Raw genomic sequence first — 24,753 nt, 5'->3', positions numbered from 1 at the left:
TCGGACGCCCCGGGGCGTCCCAACGGCGGCACCCCTAGGCTCGCGCCATGGCATACGAGGTGAGGGGCGTCGTCGCCCGCGGCAAGGGAGCACCGGTCACCGTGGAGACGATCGTGGTGCCCGACCCGGGTCCGGGTGAGGCGGTGGTGGACGTGGCCGCGTGCGGGGTGTGCCACACCGACCTGCACTACCGGCAGGGCGGCATCAACGACGAGTTCCCGTTCCTGCTCGGCCACGAGGCCGCCGGCACGGTGGCCGCCGTGGGCGAGGGCGTGACGAACGTGGCCGTCGGCGACTTCGTGATCCTCAACTGGCGGGCGGTCTGCGGGCAGTGCCGCGCCTGCCTGAAGGGCGAGCTGCAGTACTGCTTCGCCACCCACAACGCCGCGCAGAAGATGACGCTGACCGACGGCACCGAGCTCAGCCCCGCCCTGGGGATCGGCGCGTTCGCCGAGAAGACGCTGGTGCACTCGGGGCAGTGCACGAAGGTCGACCCGGCCGCTCCACCCACGGCCGCGGGCCTGCTCGGCTGCGGCGTCATGGCCGGCGTGGGTGCGGCGATCAACACCGGCGGCGTCCGCCGGGGCGAGAGCGTGGCGGTGTTCGGTTGCGGCGGCGTCGGCGACGCCGCGATCGCCGGGGCCAGGCTGGCCGGCGCGACGACGATCATCGCCGTCGACATCTCCGACCGGAAGCTGGAGTGGGCGCGCACCATGGGCGCCACCCACACGGTCAACTCGAGCGAGTCCGACGCCGTGGAGGCGATCAAGGGGCTCACCGGCGGCTTCGGCGTGGACGTCGCCATCGACGCGGTCGGCCACCCGAAGGTCTTCGAGCAGGCCTTCTACGCCCGCGACCTGGCCGGCCGGGTGGTCATGGTCGGGGTCCCCACCCCCGACATGCAGATCACCCTCCCGGCCATCGAGATCTTCGGCCGCGGCGGGGCGATCAAGTCCTCCTGGTACGGCGACTGCCTGCCCAGCCGCGACTTCCCGATGCTGATCGACCTCTACCTGCAGGGGCGCTTCGACCTCGACGCCTTCGTGTCCGAGACGATCGGGCTGGAGGACATCGAGGAGGCGTTCGAGAAGATGCACCGCGGCGAGGTCCTGCGGTCGGTGGTGGTCCTCAAGTGACCGCCCGCATCGAGAAGGCCGTCGTCTCCGGGGTGTTCAGCCTCGACGGGCAGGACTTCGACGTCGACAACAACGTCTGGCTCGTCGGCGACGACGACGAGGTGCTCGTGATCGACGCCCCGCACCGCGTCGAGCCGATCGTCGAGGCGATCGGTGGCCGGCGGGTGACTGCGATCGTGCTCACCCACGGGCACAACGACCACATCACCGCCGCGGTCGACCTGCGCGAGGCCACCGGCGCGCCGATCTGGTTCCACCCCGCCGACCGGATGCTCTGGGACGTCGTCCACGAGGGCGCCGACCCCGACGAGGCGCTGGCCGAGGGGACGGCGTTCCGCGTCGCCGGCACGACGCTGACCGCGCTGCACACCCCCGGCCACTCGCCGGGCAGCACCTGCCTGCACGCCCCCGACCTGGCCGCCGTCTTCACCGGGGACACGCTGTTCCACGGCGGGCCCGGGGCCACCGGCCGCTCGTTCAGCGACAAGCCGACGATCCTGAACTCGATCCGCAGCCGGCTGCTGACCCTGCACGGTGACACCGTGGTGCACACCGGGCACGGCGAGGACACCAGGATCTCCGCCGAGATCAGCACCGTGCACTGAGACGCGGCCGGCCGGGGCCGACCGCGCCGGGGCTCACGCCCGGCCGGCGTCCTCCCCGGCCGCGCTGCCGTCACCGTTGGAGTGGCCGGGGTCGGCCTCCGGCGTCGCCGTGCGCTCCAGGCGCTGGCGGATCGCCGCGACGTCCAGCGCGAGGTCCTCGAGCGCCTCGACCGCGCGGGTGGCCAGCGCGAACGTGAGGTTCTCGCGCCGCTCCTCGGCGCTCGGCTCCCGGTGGCGCTCCCGCGGGGCCGGACCCCGGTCGGTCGCTCGCGCCCAGGGGTCGTCGTCGCCGCGCGGCGGGTCGAACAGGCTGCGCAGCGCCCGCTGGGCCATCTCGAGGAAGTCGTTCGGGTCGGGCCGGTCGTTGCTCATGTCCGCTCCTCTTCCACGCGTGCCGACCGTCAACGGGCCGGAGGTGGCCGGGGTTCCCCGGCGGGCGCCGCGGGCCGCGCGTGGTGCGCACCACCGGGCGGGACGGCCGGCGGCCGGTACCCTCGAGAGGTGCCTCGCGGTGACGGACGGCTGACGCACGCCCTCGACCCCTCCGCTCCCGGCCCCCAGGACGCCTGTGGCGTCTTCGGTGTCTGGGCGCCGGGGGAGGAGGTCGCGAAGCTGACCTACTTCGGCCTGTACGCCCTGCAGCACCGCGGTCAGGAGGCGGCCGGCATCGCCGTCTCCGACGGCGCCTCGGTCGTCGTCTACAAGGACCTCGGGCTGGTCAGCCAGGTCTTCGACGAGTCGACCCTGGGCAGCCTGCGCGGGCACCTCGCCGTCGGCCACACCCGCTACTCGACGACGGGCTCCTCCACCTGGGAGAACGCGCAGCCGACGTTCCGCACCACCGACGCCGGCACCGGGCTGGCGCTGTGCCACAACGGCAACCTGGTCAACACCGCGGAGCTGGCGAGCAGGGCCGCCGACGCCGGTGTCCCCGGGGCCTTCACCTCCAGCACCGACTCCGACCTGGTCACCGCGCTGATCGCGGCCCGGCCGGACCTGTCGGTCGAGGCCGCCGCCATGGAGGTGCTGCCGCAGCTGCGCGGCGCCTTCAGCTTCACGTTCATGGACGAGGACACCCTCTACGCCGCCCGCGACCCGCAGGGCGTGCGCCCGCTGGTGCTCGGCCGCCTGGAGCGCGGCTGGGTCGTCGCCAGCGAGACGGCGGCGCTGGACATCGTCGGCGCCTCCGTCGTCCGCGAGGTCGAGCCCGGTGAGCTGCTGGCCATCGACGAGAACGGCCTGCGCAGCCAGCACTTCGCCCCGGCCGAGCCCAAGGGCTGCGTCTTTGAGTACGTCTACCTCGCCCGGCCCGACACCACGATCGGCGGCCGCGGCGTGCACGCCGCCCGCGTCGAGATCGGCCGGCGGCTGGCCCGGGAGCACCCCGCCGACGCCGACCTGGTCATCCCCGTGCCGGAGTCGGGCACCCCGGCCGCGGTCGGCTACGCCGAGGCCTCCGGCATCCCCTACGGCCTGGGCCTGGTCAAGAACTCCTACGTCGGCCGCACGTTCATCCAGCCCAGCCAGACCATCCGTCAGCTGGGCATCCGGCTCAAGCTCAACCCGCTGCGCGACGTCATCCGCGGCAAGCGGCTGGTCGTCGTCGACGACTCGATCGTGCGCGGCAACACCCAGCGCGCGCTGATCCGGATGCTGCGGGAGGCCGGCGCCCTCGAGGTGCACGTGCGCATCTCCAGCCCGCCGGTGAAGTGGCCGTGCTTCTACGGCATCGACTTCGCCAGCCGCGCCGAGCTGATCGCCAACGGCCTCGACGTCGACGGCGTGCGCGCCTCGATCAACGCCGACTCGCTGGGCTACGTCTCCGAGCAGGGCCTCATCGCCGCTACCGAGCAGCCGGCCAGCCGGCTGTGCACCGCCTGCTTCACCGGCGAGTACCCGATCCCGCTCGGCGAGGCCGGCGTGCTGGGCAAGCACGTCCTCGAGGGCATCGAGCGCCGGGTGGACGACGTCCGCTCGGTCAGCGGCTGGACCGGCCGGCAGGCCGGCAGCCCCGCGGTGCCCGGCGGCGCCGACGACGCGCTGCGCCGCCCGTGAACCAGCCGTCCGTGAGCGGGCGCGCGGGGGAGTTCACCTACGCCGCGTCCGGCGTCGACATCGACGCCGGCGAGCGCGCCGTCGCCCTCATGCGGACCGCGGTCGAGCGGACCCGCCGACCCGAGGTGGTCGGCGGCCTCGGCGGGTTCGCCGGGCTGTTCGCGCTCGACACGACCCGCTACCGCCGCCCGCTGATCGCCTCCTCCACCGACGGCGTGGGCACCAAGCTCGCGCTGGCCCGGCAGCTGGACCGGCACGACACGGTCGGCATCGACCTGGTCGCCATGGTCGTCGACGACTTGGTGGCCTGCGGCGCCGAGCCGCTGTTCCTGCAGGACTACGTGGCCGTCGGGACGGTCGTGCCCGAGCGGGTCGCCGCGATCGTCACCGGCATCGCGGCCGGCTGCGAGCGGGCCGGCGCCGCGCTGGTCGGCGGGGAGACCGCCGAGCACGGCGACCTGATGGCCCCCGACGACTACGACCTGGCCGCCACCGCGGTCGGCGTCGTGGAGGCCGACGCGGTGCTGGGCCCCGAGCGGGTCCGCGACGGCGACGTCGTCGTGGCGATGGCCTCGTCGGGCTTCCACTCCAACGGCTACTCGCTGGTGCGCCGCGTGGTGTCCGCCGCGGGGCTGGACCTGGCGGCCACGCCGGCCGGGCTGGACCGCCCGCTGGGCGAGGTGCTGCTCGAGCCGACCCGCGTCTACGCGCTCGACTGCCTCGCCCTCGTCGGCGAGCTCGGCGTCGAGGGCGTGCACGCGTTCGCGCACATCACCGGCGGCGGGCTGGCCGGCAACACCGCGCGGGTGGTCCCCGACGGGCTGGAGGCCGTCCTCGACCGCGGTACCTGGGCGCTGCCCGCGGCCGTCTCGCTGCTCGAGGAGCACGGTGTGCCGCGCGAGGAGTCCGAGCGGGCGTTCAACTGCGGCGTCGGCATGGTCGCCGTCGTCGCCGCCGAGGCCGCCGACCGGGCGGTGCGGCTGCTGACCGGGCGCGGGGTGCCGTCGTGGGTGGCCGGCGTGGTCACCGCCGGGGGGACCGGCGCACGGCTGACGGGCAGCTACCGCTGCTGAGGACCCCGGTCCGGGGGCTCACCCCTCACGAGTCGGGGTGAGGCCCCGGACCGGGCCCGTCAGCGACTGGCTGCCCAGTCGTCGTCCGCGTCGTCGTCCGCCCAACGGTCGGCGTACTCGTCGCCGTCGTCATCGTCGTCGTCCTTGCCCGCCGGGGCGGTGTAGGACGACGGAGACCCGGCCAGCTCGCGCTGGAGCGCGGAGAGGTCGGTGTTGGGTGAGCTGTACTTGAGCTCACGGGCCACGCGTGTCTGCTTGGCCTTCGCTCGGCCGCGCCCCATCGGCTCGACCCCCTCATAACGGAGAACGGGAGCCCAGCTCACGGGCTGGACGGCCCGCGTGGCGACCCCGACTGAGTGACTGTGTCTGGACCGAGCTTACGACACCGATGGAACGGGGGCACGGGTCCTCCCCCCGGCGTCCCCCGACCGTGGCCGGCGGCACACCGGCGAGGCGCCGGCCGGGGCTCAGCGGGGCAGGCGGATGGTGGCCAGCCGGCCCACCGCGGCGATGCGCTGCTCGGCGAGCCGGTCGGCGGCCACGGCGGGGGAGACCCCCTCGGCGGCCGCGGTCTCGAAGACGCGCAGCGCGGTGTCGAAGATGCGTGCGGCCTTGGCCTCGGCGCGGGGGAAGGAGAAGCCGTGCCGCTCGTCCTCCACCTGGATCACGCCGCCGGCGTTCACCAGGTAGTCGGGGGCGTAGAGGATGCCGCGCCGGGTGAGCTGGTCGGGGATGCCGTCGTGCGCGAGCTGGTTGTTGGCCCCGCCGCAGACGACCTCGGCGTGCAGCACCGCCACGGTCTCGTCGTCGAGGGCGCCGCCGAGGGCGCAGGGGGCGTAGACGTCGGCGGGGGTGCGCACCAGCGCGGTGGTGTCGTCGACGGCGTCGACGCCGGTGTGGCGGGCGAGCACCCGCTCCACCGCGGCGGTGTCGACGTCGCTGACCACGACGTCGGCGCCGTCGGCGACCAGCCGGTCGACCAGCCAGGAGCCAACCTTGCCGACCCCGGCGACGGCGACGGTCCGCCCGGCCAGCGTGGGCGACCCCCAGCGGTGCAGGGCGGCGGCGCGCATCCCCTGGAAGACGCCGAAGGCGGTGAGCACCGAGGAGTCCCCGCAGCCGCCGTACACCTCGGAGCGGCCGTGGGCGAAGCGGGTCTCGCGCGCGACGACGTCGAGGTCGGCGTTGGTGGTGCCGACGTCGCAGGCGGTCAGGTAGCGGCCGCCCAGCGCCTCGACGAACCGGCCGTAGGCCCGCAGCAGCGCCTCGGTCTTGTCGGTGCGCGGGTCGCCGATGACGACGGCCTTGCCGCCGCCGAGGTCGAGCCCGGCGAGGCTGTTCTTGTAGGCCATGGCGCGGGCCAGCCGCAGGGCGTCGGCGACCGCGTCGTCCTCGCCGGCGTAGGGGTGGAAGCGGGTGCCGCCGAGCGCGGGACCCAGCGCCGTCGAGTGGACGGCGATGACCGCCCGGAGCCCCGACGCGGGGTCGGAGCAGAAGACGACCTGTTCAGCGCCGGATCCGAAGACGTCCACGGCCCCGACCCTAGACGCGGGCGTCACGGCCCCCTGGAATCCGGCAAACCCGTTCGCCCGCCGGCCTCAAGGTCCCCCGTCCGGGTGACGACAACAGGAGGGACGGATGTGGGAGTCGGCGTCCCGTGGGACCGGGGTGACACCCGTGCCGCGTGCTCTGCACGTGACGGGACGTCACCGGTGCGACGCTGGACCGGCCCCCGCGCCACCCTCTTCCCAGGGAGCGATCGATGCTGCAGTGCCGTCCCGGCCGGCGCCCGTCCGGCCCCGCCGGAGGAGCACGGGGTCGTCGGGGCGCCCGCGGCGCACTGGTGGGTCTGCTCACCGCGGCGGTCCTGCTGGGCGTGGCCGGCCCGGCGTCGGCCGTCCCCGCGCCGCCGCCGAACCCGACCGACGGGCAGATCGCCGACGCCGAGGCCGCGCAGGAGGCCGCCGCCGCGGAGGTGGGCCGGCTGGCCGCCGAGGTCGCCGCCGCCGAGACCGAGCTCGAGCGCCTCGCCGTGCAGGCCGAGGCCGCCGGCACCGCCTACCTGGCCGCCGAGGAGGCCCTCGGGGTGGCCCAGGCGGCCGCCGACCAGGCCGCCGCGGACCTGGAGGCGGCCACGGGGGCCGTCGACGCCGCCCTCGGCCGCATCGCCGGCTTCGCCCACGACAGCTACGTCAACGGCGCCACCCTCACCACCGCCGCGGCGCTGCTGGACTCCGCCGGCCCCGGCGAGCTGGTGCAGCGGGCCGCGATGCTCGAGTACGTCGGCGACACCCAGGTCGACGTGCTCGACCAGCTGGAGGTCGCCCGCGTGCAGCAGGCCAACGCCGAGTCGACGGCGCGGCAGACGCGGAACGAGATGGCCGCCGCCGAGGACGCGGCGGCCGCCGCCAAGGCCACCGCCGACGCGCAGGTCGCCCAGCAGCAGGGCGCCGTCGAGGCGGCCACCGCGCACAAGGCCGACCTCGACGCTCAGCTGCAGGCCGCCCAGATCCAGCTGCTGGAGCTGCAGGGCGCCCGCGACGCCTACCAGGAGTGGCAGCGGCAGAAGGCCGCCGAGGAGGCCGCCGCCGCCGCGGCCGCCGCCCGCGCCGCCGAGGAGGCAGCCGCGGCCGCGGCCGCCGCCCGGGCCGCCGCCTCGTCGGCCGCCTCCTCCGGGTCGGGGTCGGGGTCCGGGTCGGGGTCGGGGTCGGGCTCGTCGTCCGGGTCGGCGACCGCGGCGGCGGCCGGCGGGGGCAACTACGTCAAGCCCACCTCCGGCCGGACGTCGAGCTGCTACGGCTTCCGCTGGGGCGCCCTGCACGGCGGCGTCGACATCGCCGCCCCGATCGGGACGCCGATCTACGCGGCCACCTCCGGCACCGTCGTCCGCACCGGGCCGGCCACCGGCTTCGGCATGGCGGTCTACATCCGGGGCACCGACGGCGCGGTGACCGTCTACGGCCACGTCAACGCCGAGTACGTCAGCACCGGCGAGCGCGTGGTCGCCGGGGAGCTCATCGCCGAGGTCGGCAACCGCGGCCAGTCCACCGGCCCGCACCTGCACTTCGAGGTCCACCCGTCCGGCGCGATGTACGGCGGTCAGGTCGACCCGGTGCCGTGGCTGCGCGCCCGCGGGGTGAGCATCAGCGGCTGCTGATGAAGGACCCCCTGCCCCCGCCACTCGCAGGCTCGCAGCGGGCCCCTGCAGGGGGCCGAACTCAGCTGGTGGGGGCCGCCGAGGCGCAGTTGGCCTGGCCGAACTGCTGGACGGCGGTGCCGTCGGGGCCGCCGGCGACCCCGACGAAGTCCTGCGCCGCGGTCTGCAGCTGCTGCTGGCCCTCGGGGGTGGTGGCGTCCACCGAGTTGGCGGTGTCGGAGAAGGCCTGGACGGCGTCGCCGACGACCTGCCACGAGCTGGCGATCTCGGCGGGCGGCTGGACGCTGTCGAACGCGGCCGCCGCCTGCTGCAGCAGCCCGGGCAGCTGCTCGGGCGTGGCCGCGGTCAGCTGGTTGCCCAGCTCGTCGAACTGGGCGGCCTGGGCGCAGAACTGGGCGACGGCGGGGTCGTCGCTGGTGGAGGTCGCCGCCGAGCTGCCGGCGCCGGTCGACGACGCCGCACTGGAGCTGGTCTCGGCGCTGGTGACCTCCGCGGACTCCTCGGCGTTGTCGGACCCCTCGCCCCCGCCGCCGCAGGCGGTGAGCAGGACGGCGGCGGCCGCGGTGACCAGCACGGGACGGGACCTCGACCACGGGGAGCGCATGGGGGGAGGCTAGCCGCCGGGCGGGCGGCCCGCCCCGGTGCGCGGCTACCGTGCCGGGTGTGCACGCCCCGGCCGACCCGCGGACCTCCTGGGACCTCCCGGCGCCCGGCGCGCTGCCGCGGACGGCGGCGCTCGAGCCGCTCGTGACGCGGGTGCTGGCGCCCAACCCGTCGGGGATGACGCTCGACGGCACCAACACCTACCTCGTCGGCGAGCCGGGCAGCGGCCAGGCCGTCGTCGTCGACCCCGGGCCCGACGACCCGGCCCACCTCGCCGCGGTGGAGCAGGCGCTGGCCGCCCGCGCCGCGCGCTGCGTGGCCGTCCTGGTCACCCACCACCACGGCGACCACGCCGAGGCCGCGCAGCCCTGGGGAGCCCGCTTCGGCGCCCCCGTCGCCGCCGCCGACGCCGCCGTCGCCGGCCCGCGTGGGCGGGTCCTCGAGCCGGGGGCGCGGCTGCGGCTGGCCGGCACCGTGCTGGACGTCGTCCCCACGCCCGGGCACACCGCCGACCACCTGGCGTTCCGGCTGGAGTCGGGCGCGGTGCTCGTCGGCGACCACGTCCTGGGCCGGGGCACCTCCGTGGTCACCCACCCCGAGGGCGACGTCGTCGCCTACCTGGAGTCCCTGCGCCGGGTGCACGACCTCGGCCCCAGCGCGCTCTACTGCGGCCACGGCCCGGAGCTGACCGAGGACCCCACCGCCGTCCTCGACTACTACCTGGCCCACCGCGCGTTCCGGGAGGCGCAGCTGCTGGCGGCGCTGGTCCGGGGCGCGGGGACGGTCGACGCGCTGGTGGCCGACGTCTACGCCGAGGTGCCGCAGGCGCTGTGGCCGGCCGCGGCGCAGTCCACCCGGGCCACGCTGGCCAAGCTCGCCGCCGAGGGGCACCTGGAGGTCGACGGCGACCGGGTACGGCTGCCGTGACGGTCCCCGTCGTCCGGGCCGCCGACAGCGAGCGCGACCAGCGGCGGGCCGCGGCGGCGCTGCGGGCGGGCGGCCTGCGGCCCGGTGACCGGCTGCTCGTCTCGGCGGCGTCCTCGCCGGCGCTGCTGGCCGTCGTCCTCGGGGCGCTGCGCACCGGCGTCGTCCCCGTGGTGCTCGACCCCGCGCTGCCCGCGGCGGAGCGCGCGGCGCTGGCCGAGGCCGCCGACCCCGCCCTCGACGCCGGCGCCGCGCCCGACCGGCTGCTCGAGGGCACCGCCGAGGCCGACCTGGCCGACGTCCCGCTGGCCCGGCCGATGCACTACACGTCGGGCACCACCGGCCGCCGCAAGGGCGTGTGGTCCGGCGTCCTGGCCGAGGACGACGCCCGGGCGCTGGCCGCCGAGGAGATCGACCTGTGGGGCTTCGGCCCGGGCGACCGGCACCTGGTGCTCTCGCCGCTGCACCACTCGGCGCCGCTGCGCTTCGCCGTCCACACCCTGCTGGCCGGCGGGGAGGTGCTGCTGCCGGGCCCGTTCGACGCGGCGCGGGCAGCGCAGGCGATCGGCGCGCTGCGGCCCACCACCGCCTTCTGCGTGCCCACCCACCTGCAGCGGCTGCTCGCGCACGGCGCCGTCGACTGGAGCTCCTTCCGCCGCCTGGTGCACGCCGGCGCGCCCTGCCCCGAGCCGCTCAAGCGGGCCGTGCTCGCCGCGGCGCCCGAGGGCAGCGTCTGGGAGTTCTACGGCTCCACGGAAGCGCAGTTCACCGTCTGCTCGCCGGAGGACTGGCGGGCGCACCCGGGCAGCGTCGGCCGCGCCCGCCCGGGCCGGCGGCTGGAGACCGACGAGCACGGCCGGCTGTGGTGCGCCGTCCCGCGGTGGGCCTGGTTCGAGTACTGGCGCGCGCCGGACAAGACCGCGGCCGCCTGGCGCGGTGACCGCGTGACCGTCGGCGACCTCGGCCGGGTCGACGACGACGGCACCGTCTGGCTCGACGGCCGCCGCGAGGACCTGGTGATCTCCGGCGGGGTGAACGTCTACCCGGCCGAGGTCGAGGCGGTGCTCGACGCGCACCCGGGCGTGGTGGAGAGCGCGGTGGTCGGCGTCCCCGACGGCGAGTGGGGCCAGCGGGTGGTGGCCGCCTACGTGGGCGACGCCGACCCGGCGGAACTCGCCGCCTGGGCCCACGAGCGGCTGTCCCCGGCCAAGCGCCCCAAGAGCCTGCACCCGGTCGGCGAGCTGCCGCGCACCTCCACCGGCAAGGTGCGCCGGCTGGACCTGCCGGGGGTCCTCGGCCTGTGACCCCCGAGGCCGTGACCCCCGAGGTGGAGGTCGTCGTCGTGGGGGCCGGCTCGTCGGGCTGCGCGCTGGCCGCGCGCCTGGCCGACGCCGGGCGGCGCGTGCTGCTGCTGGAGGCCGGCGCCGACCACGCCCGGCCCGGCGACTTCCCGGCCGACCTGCGCGACGCCGCCACCCTGGGCGCGACCGTCCCGGGGCACCCGGCGAACTGGTCGCTCACCACCGAGCTCACCCCGGGCGTCCGGGTGCCACTGCCCCGGGGGCGCGGCGCCGGCGGGTCCAGCGCGGTCAACGGCGGCTACTTCGTGCGCGCCACCCCGGCCGACCACGCCGGCTGGGCCGCCGCGGGCAACGACCTGTGGAGCCTCGCGGCCACCCTGCCGGCCTGGTGCCGCCTGGAGGCCGACCGGGACTACGGCGACCGGCCCGGCCACGGCGCCGGCGGGCCGCTGCCGGTGGGCCGCCCGACCGGCGGCTCCCCGCTGACCGACGGCCTCGCGGCCGCGGCGGCCGAGCTCGGCGTCGCGGAGGAGCCGGACAAGAACGCCGGCGGCCCGCCCGGCTGGGGGCCGGTGCCGTTCACCGTCCGCGACGGCGTCCGGGTCAACACCGCGATGGCCTACCTCTCGCCGCGGCGCGGGCTGCCCGGGCTGACCGTGCGCGGCGGTGTGCGGGTGCGGCGGGTGCTCGTCGAGCGCGGCCGGGCGGTGGGCGTGGACACCGACGCCGGCCCGGTGCGCGCCGCCGAGGTCGTGCTGGCCGCCGGGGCCATCGGCTCCGCGCAGCTGCTGCTGCTGTCGGGCGTCGGCCCGGCCGCGCACCTGCGCGAGCACGGGATCGGCGTGGTCGCCGACGCCCCGGGTGTGGGCGCCGGCCTCAGCGACCACCCGCTGGTCTACCTGCCGTGGACGCCGGTCGCGGGGCTGCCCGACGGCGACTGGCCGCTGCCGCTGCACAGCTGCCTGAACGCCACGTCGGAGGGCTCGCCGGTGCCCGGCGACCTGGAGGTGCTGCCGTGGCTGCGGCCGTGGGGGCGGGTGGTCCCCGGCGGCGGGGGGGACCACCGCACGCTGTCGCTGGCCGCCGGCCTCTACCGGGAGGAGAGCCGCGGCCGGCTCGCGCTGGCCGGCCCCGACCCCACCGCCGCGCCGCGCATCGCGCACGGTTACCTGGCGACGGCGGCCGACCGGCGGCGGCTGCGCGAGGCCGTGCGGCTGGCCGCCGCGCTGCTGCGCACCCGGGCGCTGGCCCCGCTGGTGGCCGCCCGCCCCGACCCCGCCGACGACGTCCTCGCCGACGACGCCGCCCTCGACGGCTGGGTCGCCGCGCACCTGGCCACCGCCCAGCACCTGGCCGGCAGCGCCCGGATGGGACCCGACGGCGACCCGGGCGCCGTCGTCGACCAGCACCTGCGGGTGCGCGGGGTCGAGGGCCTGCGGGTGGCGGACCTGTCCGTGCTGCCCGAGGTGCCCACCCGCGGGCCGGCCGCGACCGCCGTCCTGGTGGGCGAGCGCGCCGCCGACCTGATGGGCGCCGGCTGACCCCTCGTGGTCCGGGTCACACCTCGGTTAACGTCGGGCCTCCGTGTTGCAGCCCCCGTCGAGAGGACCCATCCCGTGCCGCAGGTGCAGACCGTCCGAGGCCCCGTCGACACCGCCGAGCTCGGCCCGACGCTGATGCACGAGCACGTGTTCGTGCTGAACGCCGACGTCCAGCAGAACTACCCCGAGGAGTGGGGGAGCGAGGACGACCGCGTCGCCGACGCCGTCCAGAAGCTGACGAAGCTGGCCGCGACCGGCGTCCGGACCATCGTCGACCCCACCGTGATCGGCCTGGGCCGCTACATCCCGCGCATCCAGCGCATCGCCGAGCAGGTCGACCTCAACGTCGTCGTGGCCACCGGCTGCTACACCTACGACGACGTCCCGTTCTTCTTCCACCACCGCGGCCCGGCGCTCAACGAGGCGGTCGGCGCGGAGGTCCCCGACCCGATGGTCGACATGTTCGTCGGCGACATCGAGAGCGGCATCGCGGGCACCGGCGTGCGGGCCGGCGTCCTCAAGTGCGCGATCGACCACCAGGGCCTGACCGCCGGCGTCGAGCGGGTGATGCGGGCCGTGGCCAAGGCCCACCGCGCCACCGGCGTGCCGATCACGGTGCACACCCACCCGGGCAGCCACACCGGGCTGCAGGTGCAGAAGGTGCTCGGCGACGAGGGCGTCGACCCGCGCCGCGTCGTCCTCGGCCACAGCGGCGACAGCACCGACGCCGACCACCTCACCGAGCTGGCCGAGGCCGGCTTCGTGCTCGGCATGGACCGCTTCGGCATCAACCTCGACACCACGTTCGAGGCGCGCGCCGACATCGTCGTGGAGATGTGCCGCCGGGGCTTCGCCGGGCAGATGGTGCTCTCGCAGGACGCCTCCTGCTACATCGACTGGCTGGCCCCCGGCGTCATGGACCTGCTGCCGCAGTGGCACTACACGCACATCCACGAGGACGTGCTGCCCTACCTGCGCGAGCAGGGGGTGACCGAGGCGCAGATCACCACGATGCTGGTGGACAACCCGCGCCGGTACTTCGAGAACGTCGGGACGTACTGATGACCCTGCACCCCTTCGACGAGACCGGCGTCGAGCGCGACGCGGCCGGCGTCAAGCACTACACCGACCTGCCCGACTCGGTCGTCGCCATGCTGCGGACGTCGGTCGAGCGCGACCCCGGAGGCGAGGCCGTGGTGGAGGTCGACGGGCCGCGGCTGACCTTCCGGGAGCTGTGGGACGCCGCCGCCCGCGTCTCCGGCGGCCTGCGCGCGGCCGGCGTGCAGCGCGGCGACCGGGTGGCCATCCGGCTGGGCAACGGCGTCGACTGGGTGCTCGGCTTCTTCGGCACCCTGATGGCCGGCGGGGTCGCGGTGCCGGTGAACACCCGGTTCACCGAGTCCGAGGCGCGCTACGTCGTCGAGGACAGCGGGGCCCGGGTGGTGCTCGAGCCGGGCACCCCGCTGCCCGACGGCGACCCGCACGTCGCCGAGGGCCTGCAGCGCTCGGACCTGGCCGCGATCTTCTACACCTCGGGGACCACCGGCTTCCCCAAGGGCGCGATGACCAGCCACGAGAACTTCCTCAGCAACACCGAGACCGCCCGCCGGGTGGTCGGGCTGTCGGGGCACGACCCGTCGCTGCGCAACCTGATCAGCGTGCCGCTCTTCCACGTCACCGGCTGCAACAGCCAGCTGCTGGTCGCGCTGCAGGGCGGGTCGGCGGCCGTGGTCATGCCGGCGTTCGAGGTGGGCCGCTTCCTGCGGCTGATCCCGGAGGAGCGGGTCGCCGTCGTCACCTCGGTGCCGGCGATCTTCTGGCTGGCCATCAGCCAGGAGGGCTTCGCCGACGTCGACGTGAGCGGCGTGCGGTTCGCCACCTACGGCGGTGCGCCGATCGCCCCGGACCTGGTGCAGCGGATCAAGCAGGCGTTCCCCGCCGCGCGGGTGGGCAACGGGTTCGGGCTGTCGGAGACCTCGTCGATCTCGACGTTCCTGCCGCACGAGTACGCCGGCACGCACGCGCACTCGGTCGGTTTCCCCGCGCCCGTGGTCGACCTGCAGGTGGCCGACCCCGACCCCGGGACCGGCGTCGGCGAGCTGCTCATCCGCGGGGCGAACGTCGTCCAGGGGTACTGGAACAAGCCCGAGGCGACGGCGCAGACCTTCGTCGACGGCTGGCTGCACACCGGCGACCTGGCGCGCATCGACGACGAGGGCTTCACCTACGTCGTCGACCGGGCCAAGGACATGATCAACCGCGGCGGCGAGAACGTGTACTGCGTCGAGGTGGAGAACGTCCTCGCCGCGGCCCCGGGCGTCTTCGAGGTCGCGGTGGTCGGCGTGCCCGACACGATGATGGGGGAGAAGGTGGGCGCCGTCCTCGTGCCACTGCCGGGCACCGAGCTCGACGTCGACGCCGTCCTCGCGCACGCCCGCGCGCACCTGGCCGACTTCAAGGTGCCGCAGTTCGTGTCCGTGCGCCCGGCCGTGCTGCCGCGCAACCCCGGCGGCAAGGTGCTCAAGCCGGTGCTTCGGCAGGAGACGGAGTGGGGCCGGCCCCTGCGCTGAGGATCGCCGTTGGGTCGCCGCGCCGGGCGGGGGCTCCGGGCTGTCCCGGCGGCGCGCTGTCCGCAGCCGCCGGGACGCCGGGTCAGGGGACGGTCACCGGACCGCGCGCATCTCCTCGGTGGTGCTGCTCGGCGGCGCCCACGCGTCGGGGTGCGGCCGGCCGGCGTCGGCCACCCAGCCGGCGGGCCGGCCGGCCGGGCGGGTCGCGGGCCGGGCGCTCAGGGTGACGATCAGCGCGAGGAGCAGGAGGAGCCCGACGAGGACCCCGCCGATGACCATGAGCGTCGTGAGCACGCACTCACGGTAGGTAGTGAACCGGTCCGTGTCACAGGGCGAAAGACGACGGACATCCGGCTCCGACACGGGCAGGTGTCGCCGGTGGACGGCGCGTCCCGGCCGTGTCCGGTCGCCGGCGGTGAACGGAACACGCGGAACGGGGGAGAGCCCGGCCGCCGCGGGTAGGGCCGCTCCTGGTGCCCGGAGCTCGGCGCGCCGGGGAGGGGGACGTCGTGCAGGACCTGGCGAGGCTGGCCGGCCGGCTCGCGGCGGTGCCGCTGGGCACCCTGGCCCGGTGGCGGGCCGGCAAGCCCATGCACCCCCGCGGGGTCGTCCTCGACGCCGTCCTCGAGCGCACCGGGGGCGCGCGGGGCTGGGGCGTGCGCTGGCTGGAGGAGCCCGCGCGCGAGCCCGCCGTCGTCCGGCTCTCCCGCGGGGCGGGACTGCCCACCCCGCTGCCCGACCTGCTGGGCCTCGCCGTCCGCCTGCCCGACGGCGACCGGCCGGTCGACCTGCTGCTGTCGACCGGCGGCCGTGGCCGCTGGACGCGGTTCCTGCCGGTCCCTCGGGTCGACGCGGCATCGACCTACTCCTCCTTCATGGGCTACCGCTCGCCGGCGGGGACGCTGCGGCTGGCCGCCGTCCCGGACGGTCCCGACGGCGTGGCCTCCGACCCCCGTGCGGTCGCCGCCGCGGTCGCCGAGCGCGGGCTGGTGTTCCGGCTGCTGGTCGCCCGCGGTGCGGAGGGGTGGGTGCCCTTCGCCCGCCTGACGCTGACCGCGCCGGTGGCCGAGCTCGACCCGGACCTGCGCTTCGACGCCGTCCGCAACCCGCCGCCGGGGCTGCTCGCCGACGGGCCGATGGCGCGCTTCCGGGCGCCGGCGTACGCGGCCGCGCGGGAGGGCCGCGCCCTCGCCCGGGGCCGGCCCGGACGGGTGAGCAGCGCCACCCAGTAGCGCCACAGACGGTTGTGCGGCACCGGGCTCGGGTACCGGAACCGCCGTAGATCGTCGAGGAGCACCGCCCTGCCGTCGCGTGCTCGACCGCAGGAGGAGTGCCCGCTCGCGTGGTCCACGCCCTGACCTCGTCCGTGTCCCCCGTGCCGGTCCGCGTCGCCGCGGTCCCGCACGGTGACGCCTACGTCGACGCCGTGCTGCCCGCGACCGCGGTGTGCGTGGGCCCCCGGCACGACCCCAGCCCGTGGCTCGACCCGGCCTACCTCACCGCGCACGCCGGGCAGGTCGACGTCGTCCACCTGCACACCGGCTACGGCCACCTGCCCGAGGACGAGGTGGTCAGCTGGACCGAGGCGCTGCGGCGCACCGGGGTCCCGCTGGTCGTGACCGTGCACCAGTTGCGCGACCCCGACCAGCCGGCCCGTTCCCGCCACGACGCGCACCTCGCCGCCCTGCTGGCCACCGCCGAGGTCGTGCTCACGCTGACGCCCGGCGCGGCCGACGAGATCGCCGAGCGCTTCGGGCGGACGGCGATCGTGGTGGCCCACCCGTCGCTCACCGCGGCCGACCCGGACACCGGCGCCGAGCGGGGGCTGGTCGGGCTGGCGCCGGGCACGGTGCGGACGGCGGTGCCCGACCGGGCCGCGCTGGTGCGTGCCGCGCTCTCCGGTGCGGTGTCCGGCGGGGGGCGGTTACGGGTGTTCGTCGAGCCGGGGCAGTCGCTGTGCGCCGACCCCGACCTCGCCGTCGCCGACGGGCTCGAGGTGGTGACCCGGGAGCCGGCCCGCTGGGCGCAGCAGCTGCAGGAGCTGCACGTCGCCGTGCTGCCGGAGCGCTGCGGCACCCACTCGCGCGATCTCGAGGTGTGCCGGGACGTCGGCACCCGCGTGGTGGCGCCGAGCTGCGGCTGGTTCGCCGACCAGTGGTCCGACGTCGTCGTCTACGGCAACGACGAGGAGCGCGGCCTGGACCCGGTCTCCTTGGGCGCCGCGGTGGCGGCGGCGCTGACCCGGCCGATGCCCCGGCCGGCCGACCGCGCGTGGCGGGCCGGGCAGCAGGCGGCGGTGCGGGCGGTGCACGAGCAGGTCTACGGGCAGGTGCTGGCCGACCGGCCGGTCGGCGTGTGACTCAGCCGCCGTGGGTCCGGCGGGCGGCGTCGGTCCCGTGGACGGCGTCGGTCCCGTGGACGGCGTCGACCAGCCACAGGCCCGGCAGGACCTCACGCTCGCCGACCTCGCCGAAGCCCAGCGCCGCGTAGAGCCGGCGCGCCGGGGTGTTGTCCCGGCCCGTGGAGACGGTGACCCGCCGCCCGGCGGCCTCGGTCAGGACGGCGCCGACCAGCGCCCGGCCCAACCCGCGGCGGGCGTGCGCCGGGTCGACGACGAGCCGGTCGAGGTCGAGGCCGCCGTCGGTGACCCGCCAGGCGACCGCGGCGACGACGCCGTCCTCCTCCGCGGCCACCAGCCAGTGCAGGCCGGCGTCCCGGAGCGCGGGGAGGTCCTCGTGCAGGGCGGGGATGCGGTCGTCGCCGATGAGCCGCGCCTCGACGGCATAGGCGGCGCGCTGCAGGTCGAGCAGGCGGGCGGCGAGGACCGGCTCGGTGGCCGGGTCGCGGGGGACCAGGGCCACGGAGCACCGTCCGGGGGAGTGTGTGGGCAGGGGCGGGGTCGAACCGCCGACCTCTCGCTTTTCAGGCGAGCGCTCGTACCGACTGAGCTACCTGCCCCTCCCGGTGACGTTCCACCGGGGAAGCGACCCTGACGGGACTCGAACCCGCGACCTCCGCCGTGACAGGGCGGCGCGCTAACCAACTGCGCTACAGGGCCTTGCTGTGTGTCGTGCGTGCCCCCAACGGGGTTCGAACCCGTGCTACCGCCTTGAAAGGGCGGCGTCCTGGACCGCTAGACGATGGGGGCTCGTGTTCGCCGGGGGCAGCGAGAACTCTACATGGTCGTCGGGGGTGCCCTCGGAACCCCCCCTCCGCGGGGGCGTGGCGGTCGCCGTCGGCGGCCCGGTCCCCCGCCTGCTGCCGGAGGGTGTCCCGGCCGGCACGTCGCCACCGGGCCCCGTGATCGCCGGGAGGGCCGCGACACGGACGCGGCGGTGCCACGGCCGGGGCGCGTGGGCTGCGACGCTCGGAGGGTGACCCGCCGCTCCCTCGTCCCCGCCTGCACCCTCCTCGCCGCGGCGGTCCTGCTCACCGGGTGTGCCGGGGAGCAGCCGGCCACCGCCTCGGCGTCCGGCACCGTCCCGGCGACCGGCACGGCGTCCGGTGCCGACGAGGTCGACCCGACGGCAGGCAGCGGTGAGGAGAGCGGCGCGACGGACCCGGCCGGGGACGACGGCGGCACGTCCGCCCCGTCCTTCGCGGCGGACACCGAGCCCGACACCGCCGAGGCGTCGGCGGACGCCCTGGTCACGGTCACCGACATCCGCACCGGCCGGCACGACGGTTTCGACCGCGTGGTGTTCGAGGTCGACGGCACCGGGACGCCCGGCTGGGACGTCCGCTACGTCGACGCCGCCACCTCCCAGGGCAGCGGCCAGCCGGTCGACGTCGCCGGGGACGCCGTCCTCCAGGTGACCGTCACCGGCGTCGGTTACCCGTACGACACCGGCGTCGAGGAGTACGCGGGCCCCGACCCGCTGCCGGGGCAGGGCACCGAGACGGTCACCGAGGTCGCCTACGACGCGACGTTCGAGGGGACGACGGTCGCCTTCGTCGGCACCAGCGGGCGGGCGCCGTTCCGCGTCTACGCGCTGGAGGACCCGTCGCGGATCGTCGTGGAGGTCGCCGACCCCGCCTGAGCGCGGTGTGGTGCGGGAACGGCCCCTCTGCAGGGTCCCGCCGCGAGCCTGCGAGCGGTGGGGGGCAGAGTGGTCCTTCGTTCAGTTCAGGGTGGCGGTGAGCTCGACCGCGTCGCCGGTGACGCTGGTGCACTCCAGCGCCAGCGGCCCGGCGGTGACGCTCTCACCCTGCCCGCAGGACACGCTCGCCCCGCCGACGCTGATCTGGGCCCGGCCGTCCTGCACGCTGCCGAGGGTCACCGTGGTGCCCAGCACCTCGACCTCGGAGCCCTGCCCGTCCAGCGTCACGGTGCACTGCGACGCGCTGCACGACAGGTTGTCCGAGGTGAACGAGCAGCCGGTCAGGGGCACGAGGGTGAGCCCTCCGGCGAGCAGTCCGGCGGCCAGGCGGGCGGTGCGCGTCGTCGGGACCATGCCGGCGAGCGTAGGCGGCGCCGGTCAGCCCGTCGGGGAGGCGGGCGCCCCGCCGTCGCCCGAGTCGGCCGCGCCACTGGCGGCCTCCGGCACGACGGTGCGCGCGATCGTCGCCTCGGTCTCGCCGAGCCCGCCCAGCGTGATGTCGTCGTAGGCGACCAGCGTGCCGGTGTCCGGGTCGAGGTAGAGCACCGTGCAGGTCAGCGGTTCGGGGTACTCGCCCTGCAGGCCGCGCAGGCCGGCGCCGCCGGTGGAGCCCTGCACCATGAGCAGCGTCCCGTCGTCGAGGGTCTCGACCTCGCGCTCGTGGGTGTGCCCGGCCAGCACCAGCGGCACGACGCCGTCCAGCGGAGGTGCCTGCTTCGGGTCGTGCACCATCGCGATCGCCGGGGGCTCGGGCAACGCCTGGGCGACGTCGGCGAGGTCCTCGCCGGTCTGCGCCAGCGGCTCGGTGTCGCCGGTGGCGTCCTTGTCGGGCGTGAAGCGCGGGTCCGGCGCCCCGACGACGGTGATGCCGGCGACCGTCGTCGCCGTGTCGTCGAGCACCGTGGCGTTGGGCTGGGAGGCGACCAGCCCGGCGGTGACCGCGGAGTCGTGGTTGCCGCGGATGTAGACGTAGGGGACGCCGAGCTGCCCCACGCGGCTGATCAGCTGGTTCTCCGGCTCGCTGCCCCAGTCGGTGATGTCCCCGGTGTCGAGCACGCCGTCGACGTCGAACTGGTCGACCACCTGCGCCACCAGGTCGAAGCCGGCCGGGTTGAGGTGCAGGTCGGACACGTGCAGGAGGGCGACGGTGTCGGCGGGGCCGCCCGGGGCCGGGAGCGCGGAGAGCGTCGAGTAGAGCGTGCCGACGTTGGTGACGAGTTCCTCGAGCGAGGCCCGGTAGGCGTCGAACCGGGCCACGATGTCCTCGGCGCTGCCGATGAGGCTGGTCGCGTTGACCAGCAGGCCGGTGTAGGTCGGCTGCGAGAGCGCCTCGGGCCGCCAGGTGGCCGCGCCCAGCCCGGCGGTGCCGGCGAGCAGGACGACGGAGACGCCGGCGGCGAGCAGCGGCTCGCGCCAGCGCCGGAAGACGACCAGCGAGGTGAGGACGGCGCCACCGAGGCCGGCCGCGGCCGTCGTCCACGCCAGCCGGACGACGGCGGCCTGCAGGTCGTCGCTCACCCGGTCGACCAGGCCGTCGAGCTGGGCGGGGTCGGCCACCAGTGCCTGGACGCGCGCCTCGTCGACGCGGCGCAGCTGGACGTCGAGACCCAGCGGGCCGTCGTAGGCGTCGACGGCCAGGGCGCCCAGCGGCGGCACCTCCACGGTGGCGCCGCCGCCGGTGGGCGTGAGGGCGAGCGAGGCGTCGAAGGGGCCGATCGGCGCCTCGACGCGGCCGAGCAGCAGGATGCCGAGGACCGCGCCGGCGACCGCGACGAGCAGCCGGAACGACCACCGGGCGGTGGTCCGCGCCCACCTGCGCCGGTGCCCGGCGGCCGGTGGCGGCGTCGGCTCGTCCATCCCGCCGAGGCTAGCGGCGGCCGCGGTGAGCGCGTCCTCCCTCACCGCAGCGCGTCCTCCCTCACCGCCCACCGTGAGGGAGGACGCGCCGGGATCAGGTCACCTGATCATCGCGTGACCGGCCCGGCGGTCAGGCGACCAGCTTCGCCGTCACCTCGGCCAGGCGGCGGCCCTGGTAGCGGGCGGCGGCGAGCTCCGCCTCGGTGGCGGTGGCGGACTTGCCGCCGGAGGCGTTGGAGACGCCGTAGGGGTTGCCGCCGGCCTCGAACAGCAGCGGGTCGGTGTAGCCGGGCGGCACGATGACGGCGCCGAAGTGCGAGAAGACGTTGAACAGCGTGAGGATCGTCGACTCGTTGCCGCCGTGGGCGTTCTGCGCGCTGGTGAAGGCGGTGGCGCCCTTGTTCGCGAGCTTGCCGGTGAACCACAGCCCGCCGAGGGTGTCGATGAACTGCTTCATCTGCGCGGCCGGGGTGCCGAAGCGGGTCGGCGTCCCCAGGGCGTAGCCGTCGGCCCACTCCATGTCGGCCGGGGTGGCCTCCTGGACCTCGTCGGCGGTGGCGTCGACGTGAGCGCGCCACAGCGGGTTGGAGTCGATGGCCTCCTGCGGGGCCAGCTCCTTGACCCGGCGCAGGCGCACCTCGGCGCCGGCCTCCGCGGCGCCCTCGGCGAGGGCGGCGGCGAGCTGGTGCACGTTGCCGGTGGACGAGTAGTAGATGACGGCGATCTTGGTCATGGTCGATCGGCTCCCTGTTCGCGGGTGGTCAAGTGGTTCTGCGTTCAACCAACAGGGAACAGTGGAACCGTCTTCCCGGGGGCGCACACGGCGGGTCAGGCGTGATGGGGGCGGAACACCCAGCGCAGCGCCAGGAACCGCAGGGTGCCGATCGTGGCCGTGACGGCGGCGATCAGCAGGATCTCGGTGACGACGGCGGGCTCGGTGACGACCTCGTTGAGCCAGCGCAGCGCCAGGCTCGTGCTGACCATGCCGGCGACGCACAGGGCGCCGCCCTCCCACTGCGCGGCGAACCAGCCGACCCGTTCGCCGGCGCGGAAGGTCAGTCGCCGGTGCATCTCGTTGGCCAGCACCGAGGACAGCGCCGCGCCGACCAGGTTGGCCGGGACCTCGCCCAGCCCGCGCAGCAGCACGAACAGCAAGGCGTAGACCGCGCTGGAGAACCCGCCGACGAGGACGAACCGGGCGAACTGCCCCAGACCCCTGTCGGACCGCACCAGGGCCGCGAGGTCACCGACGAGGTCGGCGACCGCCAGGGGGCGGTGCAGCGACGGGCAGGTCACGGCTCCTCCTCGATGCGCACGGTGTCTTTCTCGACCCTGCCACTGACAGTTCCCTCGGGACGAACGCAATACGCGCTGGGAAGCGTCCCGTGGTGTGTGATCGCCCACGAGTGGGACGGCGTGACGGTCGGCGACGGTGCCCCCCGTGCCCGCGGTCGACCGCCCGGTATCGACCGGCCACGACGGGGTAGTGGCCCGCGCATGAGCCTGATGGGGATCCTCGACCGACTCGCGGACGTGAGCAGCTTCGACAAGGCCATCGAGCCGGCCCGCAAGGCCGTGCTCGCGGTGATCAGGGGATCGGTCAAGGACGCCCTGCACGGCACGTGGCTCGGCCATCCGCTGCACCCGGTGCTCGTGCAGATCCCCGTCGGCAGCTGGGCCTCGGCCGGCCTGCTCGACGCCATCCCCCCGCTGCGGCCGGCCGCCACGGTGCTGATTGGCACCGGCGTCGCCGTCTCGGTGCCCGCCGCCATGGCCGGCGCGGCCGACTGGTCGGAGCAGGAGATCGGCGTCCGCCGGCTGGGGGCGCTGCACGCGGTGTCCAACGTGGCCGCGCTCGGGCTCTACGTCGGCTCGCTGGTCGCCCGGGCCCGGGGGCGGGACACGCTCGGCCGCGTCCTGTCCTACTCCGGGCTGGGCATCGCCACCGGCTCGGCCGCGATCGGCGGGCACATGTCCTACGCGCAGTCCTCGGGCGCCTCGCACGCAGCGACGGCGGCCCGCGCGCTGACGTCGGACTGGATCGACCTCGGCCCGCTCGACGACCTGCCCGAGGGCCGGCCGGCGCTGCGCACCGGGAGCGGCAGCGGCGTGGCGGCGCCGCTGGCCGCCGTCCGCCGGGGCGCGCGGGTCGACGTCTTCGTCGGGGGGTGCTCGCACCTGGCCGGCCCGCTGTACGAGGGCAGCGTCGAGGAGGTGCGCGGGCACACCTGCCTGGTCTGCCCGTGGCACGACTCGGCGTTCGACCTGGAGAACGGGGAGCCGCGGCGCGGTCCGGCGGCCAACCCGCAGGAGAAGCTCGAGGTCCGCATGGAGGCCGGGCGGGTCATGGCGCGGCTGCCCAGCCGGCACCAGTAGGGGCGCCGCCCGCCTACGCTGCCGCGGCATGCGGCGGACGGCGGTGGGACTGGCCGTCCTCCTGTGCGCCGCGTGCTCGGGGGACGGCGGCGCCGGGTCGTCCGCGCCCTCGGCTGTGTCGCCCACGGCTGGGTCGTCCGCGTCCGTCCCGCTGCCCGCCGGCCCGTCCGTGCCCGCCGTCCCCGGCATCGAGGCGGAGGTGCGGCAGTGGCGCACCGACGAGGCGGTGGGTGGGCAGGTGCAGGTGACGGTCACCGACACCGGGGCCGAGCCGTTCACGGTCACCTCCGTGGCGATCGAGTCGGCCGGCTTCGCCCCCGTGCCGGACCGCGCGGTGCAGGTCGAGTTCGCGCCCGGGCGCCGCTTCGACCTGCCCACGCAGTACGGCGAGGTGGTCTGCGACCGCGCCGCGGAGCCGGCGGCCGCGCGGCTGACCGTCGTCCGCCCCGACGGCGGGAGCGAGCAGCTGCTGGTCCCGCTCGCCGCCGAGGTGCTCGGCCGGATCCACACCGAGGAGTGCGCGGTGCGGGCCGTGCTGGCCGTCGCGGACGTCGCCGTGAGCGGGTTGGTGCTCGACGGCGAGGCGGCGACCGGGTCGGTCGTCCTCACCCGGGCCGGGGGCGACGACCGGGCGGTGGAGGTGGTGCGCCTGGGCCGCAACGTGCTCTACGGCGTGGGCGTGGACCTGCCGGCGACGCTCGCGGCGGGGGAGCGCCGCCTGGAGGTGCCGGTGGAGTTCACCTCGGCGTCCTGCGACCCGCACGTGCTGGCCGAGACCAAGCAGCCCTACGTCTTCCCGATGGCGGTGCGCGTGGGGGACGACGACCAGGTGCCGCTGGACCTGCCGCTGGACCAGGCGCAGCGGGACGTGCTGGCCGCGCTGGTCGACCGCGTCTGTGGCTGAGCGCTCACGTGGACCGGTCCGGCCGTCCCGGGGGGATCGGGACGGCCGGACCGGAGTCGGGCGGCGCGGGCGGTCGTCCTCCGCGCTGGCGATGACGCTACGTAGCGGGCGTCCGCCGCCGCGATCCCCTGAACGGGTAGTACCCGTCCGGGGAGGGTGTCGGCGGTCACGCAGGGTTGTGCCCAGCGGTCTGTGGGCACCCCGGGTCGGTGTTCTTCCTCTTCTCCAGCCGCCTCGGCTGCCTCGGCAGCCTGCTGGTCTCCGCCCTGCTGACGCTCGTCCTGCTGATCGCCTTCGACGTGCTCTGAGCCGCGGGCGGCGCCCGTCCCCTAGGGCGAGCCGCTCGTACCTGGTAGGGGACGGCAGGGCGTGCGGTGGACCCCGCGTGCCGGACGTCCGCGGCGTCGGGTCCGGTCTCGATCCGCCGGTCGGGCGCCGGCCCCGTGGCCCAGCTGGAGCGGACACCTCCGGTGAGGCGGGCGCGGGCGACGAGGGGGTCGCCGCGTCGGGGCCCCACCGTGCCCGTGGACGACTGGCCGGGCCACGCGCCG

The 24,753-nt window shown here is 76.1% G+C and carries 25 protein-coding genes and 3 tRNA genes; 15 read left to right on the top strand and 13 right to left on the bottom strand.

Going from position 1 to position 24,753, the window contains the following annotated elements; translation table 11 throughout:
- Positions 1-47 precede the first annotated feature (47 nt).
- Positions 48-1,136, top strand: a complete 1,089-nt coding sequence (locus tag ACU616_RS06235) for an S-(hydroxymethyl)mycothiol dehydrogenase (RefSeq protein ID WP_446757606.1) — start codon at positions 48-50, stop codon at positions 1,134-1,136.
- Positions 1,133-1,741 (top strand): MBL fold metallo-hydrolase, encoded by a 609-nt coding sequence (locus tag ACU616_RS06230; RefSeq protein ID WP_446757605.1) that lies wholly within the window; start codon positions 1,133-1,135, stop codon positions 1,739-1,741. Before ACU616_RS06235 ends, ACU616_RS06230 begins: the two co-directional genes overlap by 4 nt.
- A 33-nt stretch (positions 1,742-1,774) precedes the next feature.
- On the opposite strand, the gene ACU616_RS06225 is transcribed toward ACU616_RS06230, so the two are convergent.
- Positions 1,775-2,113 (bottom strand): hypothetical protein, encoded by a 339-nt coding sequence (locus ACU616_RS06225; protein ID WP_446761536.1) that lies wholly within the window; start codon positions 2,111-2,113, stop codon positions 1,775-1,777.
- Positions 2,114-2,242: 129 nt separating this feature from the next.
- Between ACU616_RS06225 and purF the strand changes: the two genes are divergently transcribed.
- Positions 2,243-3,796 carry an amidophosphoribosyltransferase gene (gene purF / locus ACU616_RS06220; protein ID WP_446757604.1) on the top strand — a complete coding sequence of 518 codons (1,554 nt, stop codon included), beginning with the start codon at positions 2,243-2,245 and terminating at the stop codon, positions 3,794-3,796.
- Positions 3,797-3,807: 11 nt separating this feature from the next.
- On the top strand, positions 3,808-4,869 hold the full coding sequence (purM, locus tag ACU616_RS06215; RefSeq protein WP_446757603.1) for a phosphoribosylformylglycinamidine cyclo-ligase: 1,062 nt from the start codon (positions 3,808-3,810) through the stop codon (positions 4,867-4,869).
- A 59-nt stretch (positions 4,870-4,928) separates the two neighbouring features.
- Here purM and ACU616_RS06210 read toward each other — a convergent pair whose 3' ends face one another.
- The gene (locus ACU616_RS06210; protein WP_446757602.1) at positions 4,929-5,150 is read right to left on the bottom strand and encodes a DUF3073 domain-containing protein; all 222 of its coding nucleotides are present in this window, start codon (positions 5,148-5,150) and stop codon (positions 4,929-4,931) included.
- A 186-nt stretch (positions 5,151-5,336) separates the two neighbouring features.
- The gene (locus ACU616_RS06205) at positions 5,337-6,401 is read right to left on the bottom strand and encodes a Glu/Leu/Phe/Val family dehydrogenase (RefSeq protein ID WP_446757601.1); all 1,065 of its coding nucleotides are present in this window, start codon (positions 6,399-6,401) and stop codon (positions 5,337-5,339) included.
- Positions 6,402-6,712: 311 nt separating this feature from the next.
- On the opposite strand from ACU616_RS06205, the gene ACU616_RS06200 reads away from it, so the two are divergent.
- Positions 6,713-8,026 (top strand): M23 family metallopeptidase, encoded by a 1,314-nt coding sequence (locus ACU616_RS06200; protein WP_446757600.1) that lies wholly within the window; start codon positions 6,713-6,715, stop codon positions 8,024-8,026.
- Positions 8,027-8,087: 61 nt separating this feature from the next.
- Here ACU616_RS06200 and ACU616_RS06195 read toward each other — a convergent pair whose 3' ends face one another.
- A complete protein-coding gene (locus ACU616_RS06195; RefSeq protein WP_446757599.1) occupies positions 8,088-8,630 on the bottom strand; it encodes a hypothetical protein in 543 nt (180 codons plus the stop codon).
- A 59-nt stretch (positions 8,631-8,689) separates the two neighbouring features.
- On the opposite strand from ACU616_RS06195, the gene ACU616_RS06190 reads away from it, so the two are divergent.
- The 5 genes from ACU616_RS06190 (at position 8,690) to ACU616_RS06170 (ending at position 14,965) form a co-directional block, all read left to right on the top strand.
- Complete coding sequence (locus ACU616_RS06190) at positions 8,690-9,556, top strand: MBL fold metallo-hydrolase (protein ID WP_446757598.1); 867 nt, start codon at positions 8,690-8,692, stop codon at positions 9,554-9,556.
- Positions 9,553-10,857 carry a class I adenylate-forming enzyme family protein gene (locus ACU616_RS06185; protein ID WP_446757597.1) on the top strand — a complete coding sequence of 435 codons (1,305 nt, stop codon included), beginning with the start codon at positions 9,553-9,555 and terminating at the stop codon, positions 10,855-10,857. The genes ACU616_RS06190 and ACU616_RS06185 overlap by 4 nt, the downstream gene beginning before the upstream one ends.
- Positions 10,858-10,868: 11 nt before the next feature.
- Complete coding sequence (gene mftG, locus ACU616_RS06180; RefSeq protein WP_446757596.1) at positions 10,869-12,395, top strand: mycofactocin dehydrogenase MftG; 1,527 nt, start codon at positions 10,869-10,871, stop codon at positions 12,393-12,395.
- 75 nt (positions 12,396-12,470) lie between these two features.
- Positions 12,471-13,457 (top strand): phosphotriesterase family protein, encoded by a 987-nt coding sequence (locus tag ACU616_RS06175; RefSeq protein WP_446757595.1) that lies wholly within the window; start codon positions 12,471-12,473, stop codon positions 13,455-13,457.
- Positions 13,457-14,965 (top strand): class I adenylate-forming enzyme family protein, encoded by a 1,509-nt coding sequence (locus ACU616_RS06170; protein ID WP_446757594.1) that lies wholly within the window; start codon positions 13,457-13,459, stop codon positions 14,963-14,965. Before ACU616_RS06175 ends, ACU616_RS06170 begins: the two co-directional genes overlap by 1 nt.
- Before the next feature lie 93 nt (positions 14,966-15,058).
- On the opposite strand, the gene ACU616_RS06165 is transcribed toward ACU616_RS06170, so the two are convergent.
- Positions 15,059-15,259 carry a hypothetical protein gene (locus ACU616_RS06165; protein ID WP_446757593.1) on the bottom strand — a complete coding sequence of 67 codons (201 nt, stop codon included), beginning with the start codon at positions 15,257-15,259 and terminating at the stop codon, positions 15,059-15,061.
- A 179-nt stretch (positions 15,260-15,438) separates the two neighbouring features.
- On the opposite strand from ACU616_RS06165, the gene ACU616_RS06160 reads away from it, so the two are divergent.
- On the top strand, positions 15,439-16,197 hold the full coding sequence (locus ACU616_RS06160; protein ID WP_446757592.1) for a phosphodiesterase: 759 nt from the start codon (positions 15,439-15,441) through the stop codon (positions 16,195-16,197).
- Positions 16,198-16,307: 110 nt separating this feature from the next.
- Positions 16,308-17,324: a glycosyltransferase gene (locus ACU616_RS06155; protein WP_446757591.1), complete on the top strand. Its 1,017-nt coding sequence runs from the start codon at positions 16,308-16,310 to the stop codon at positions 17,322-17,324.
- Between the two features lies 1 nt (position 17,325).
- Here the strand turns inward: ACU616_RS06155 and ACU616_RS06150 are convergent, their stop codons facing one another.
- From ACU616_RS06150 to ACU616_RS06135, 4 genes are all read right to left on the bottom strand, one after another.
- On the bottom strand, positions 17,326-17,826 hold the full coding sequence (locus tag ACU616_RS06150; RefSeq protein ID WP_446757590.1) for a GNAT family N-acetyltransferase: 501 nt from the start codon (positions 17,824-17,826) through the stop codon (positions 17,326-17,328).
- A 23-nt stretch (positions 17,827-17,849) separates the two neighbouring features.
- Positions 17,850-17,923: transfer RNA gene (locus ACU616_RS06145), tRNA-Phe, on the bottom strand.
- Positions 17,924-17,949: 26 nt separating this feature from the next.
- Positions 17,950-18,023, bottom strand: a tRNA-Asp gene (locus ACU616_RS06140).
- A gap of 17 nt (positions 18,024-18,040) precedes the next feature.
- Positions 18,041-18,113, bottom strand: a tRNA-Glu gene (locus tag ACU616_RS06135).
- A 226-nt stretch (positions 18,114-18,339) separates the two neighbouring features.
- Here ACU616_RS06135 and ACU616_RS06130 point away from each other — a divergent pair.
- Positions 18,340-19,005, top strand: coding sequence for an AMIN-like domain-containing (lipo)protein (locus ACU616_RS06130; protein WP_446757589.1), 666 nt, complete (start codon positions 18,340-18,342; stop codon positions 19,003-19,005).
- Positions 19,006-19,086: 81 nt separating this feature from the next.
- On the opposite strand, the gene ACU616_RS06125 is transcribed toward ACU616_RS06130, so the two are convergent.
- The 4 genes from ACU616_RS06125 to ACU616_RS06110 form a co-directional block, all read right to left on the bottom strand.
- The gene (locus tag ACU616_RS06125) at positions 19,087-19,419 is read right to left on the bottom strand and encodes a hypothetical protein (protein WP_446757588.1); all 333 of its coding nucleotides are present in this window, start codon (positions 19,417-19,419) and stop codon (positions 19,087-19,089) included.
- A 24-nt stretch (positions 19,420-19,443) separates the two neighbouring features.
- Positions 19,444-20,967: a metallophosphoesterase family protein gene (locus ACU616_RS06120; protein ID WP_446757587.1), complete on the bottom strand. Its 1,524-nt coding sequence runs from the start codon at positions 20,965-20,967 to the stop codon at positions 19,444-19,446.
- An 85-nt stretch (positions 20,968-21,052) separates the two neighbouring features.
- Positions 21,053-21,655, bottom strand: a complete 603-nt coding sequence (gene wrbA, locus ACU616_RS06115; RefSeq protein ID WP_446757586.1) for an NAD(P)H:quinone oxidoreductase — start codon at positions 21,653-21,655, stop codon at positions 21,053-21,055.
- A 95-nt stretch (positions 21,656-21,750) separates the two neighbouring features.
- Positions 21,751-22,218 carry a GtrA family protein gene (locus tag ACU616_RS06110; protein WP_446757585.1) on the bottom strand — a complete coding sequence of 156 codons (468 nt, stop codon included), beginning with the start codon at positions 22,216-22,218 and terminating at the stop codon, positions 21,751-21,753.
- A gap of 237 nt (positions 22,219-22,455) precedes the next feature.
- Between ACU616_RS06110 and ACU616_RS06105 the strand changes: the two genes are divergently transcribed.
- Positions 22,456-23,298 carry a DUF2231 domain-containing protein gene (locus ACU616_RS06105; protein ID WP_446757584.1) on the top strand — a complete coding sequence of 281 codons (843 nt, stop codon included), beginning with the start codon at positions 22,456-22,458 and terminating at the stop codon, positions 23,296-23,298.
- 169 nt (positions 23,299-23,467) lie between these two features.
- Positions 23,468-24,202: a hypothetical protein gene (locus ACU616_RS06100; RefSeq protein ID WP_446757583.1), complete on the top strand. Its 735-nt coding sequence runs from the start codon at positions 23,468-23,470 to the stop codon at positions 24,200-24,202.
- The last annotated feature ends 551 nt before the right edge of the window (positions 24,203-24,753 follow it).

The sequence above is a fragment of the Geodermatophilus sp. URMC 62 genome, from assembly GCF_052931475.1.
Note: the sequence above shows the minus strand (reverse complement) of the source record. Positions and strands in the feature narration are given on the sequence as shown.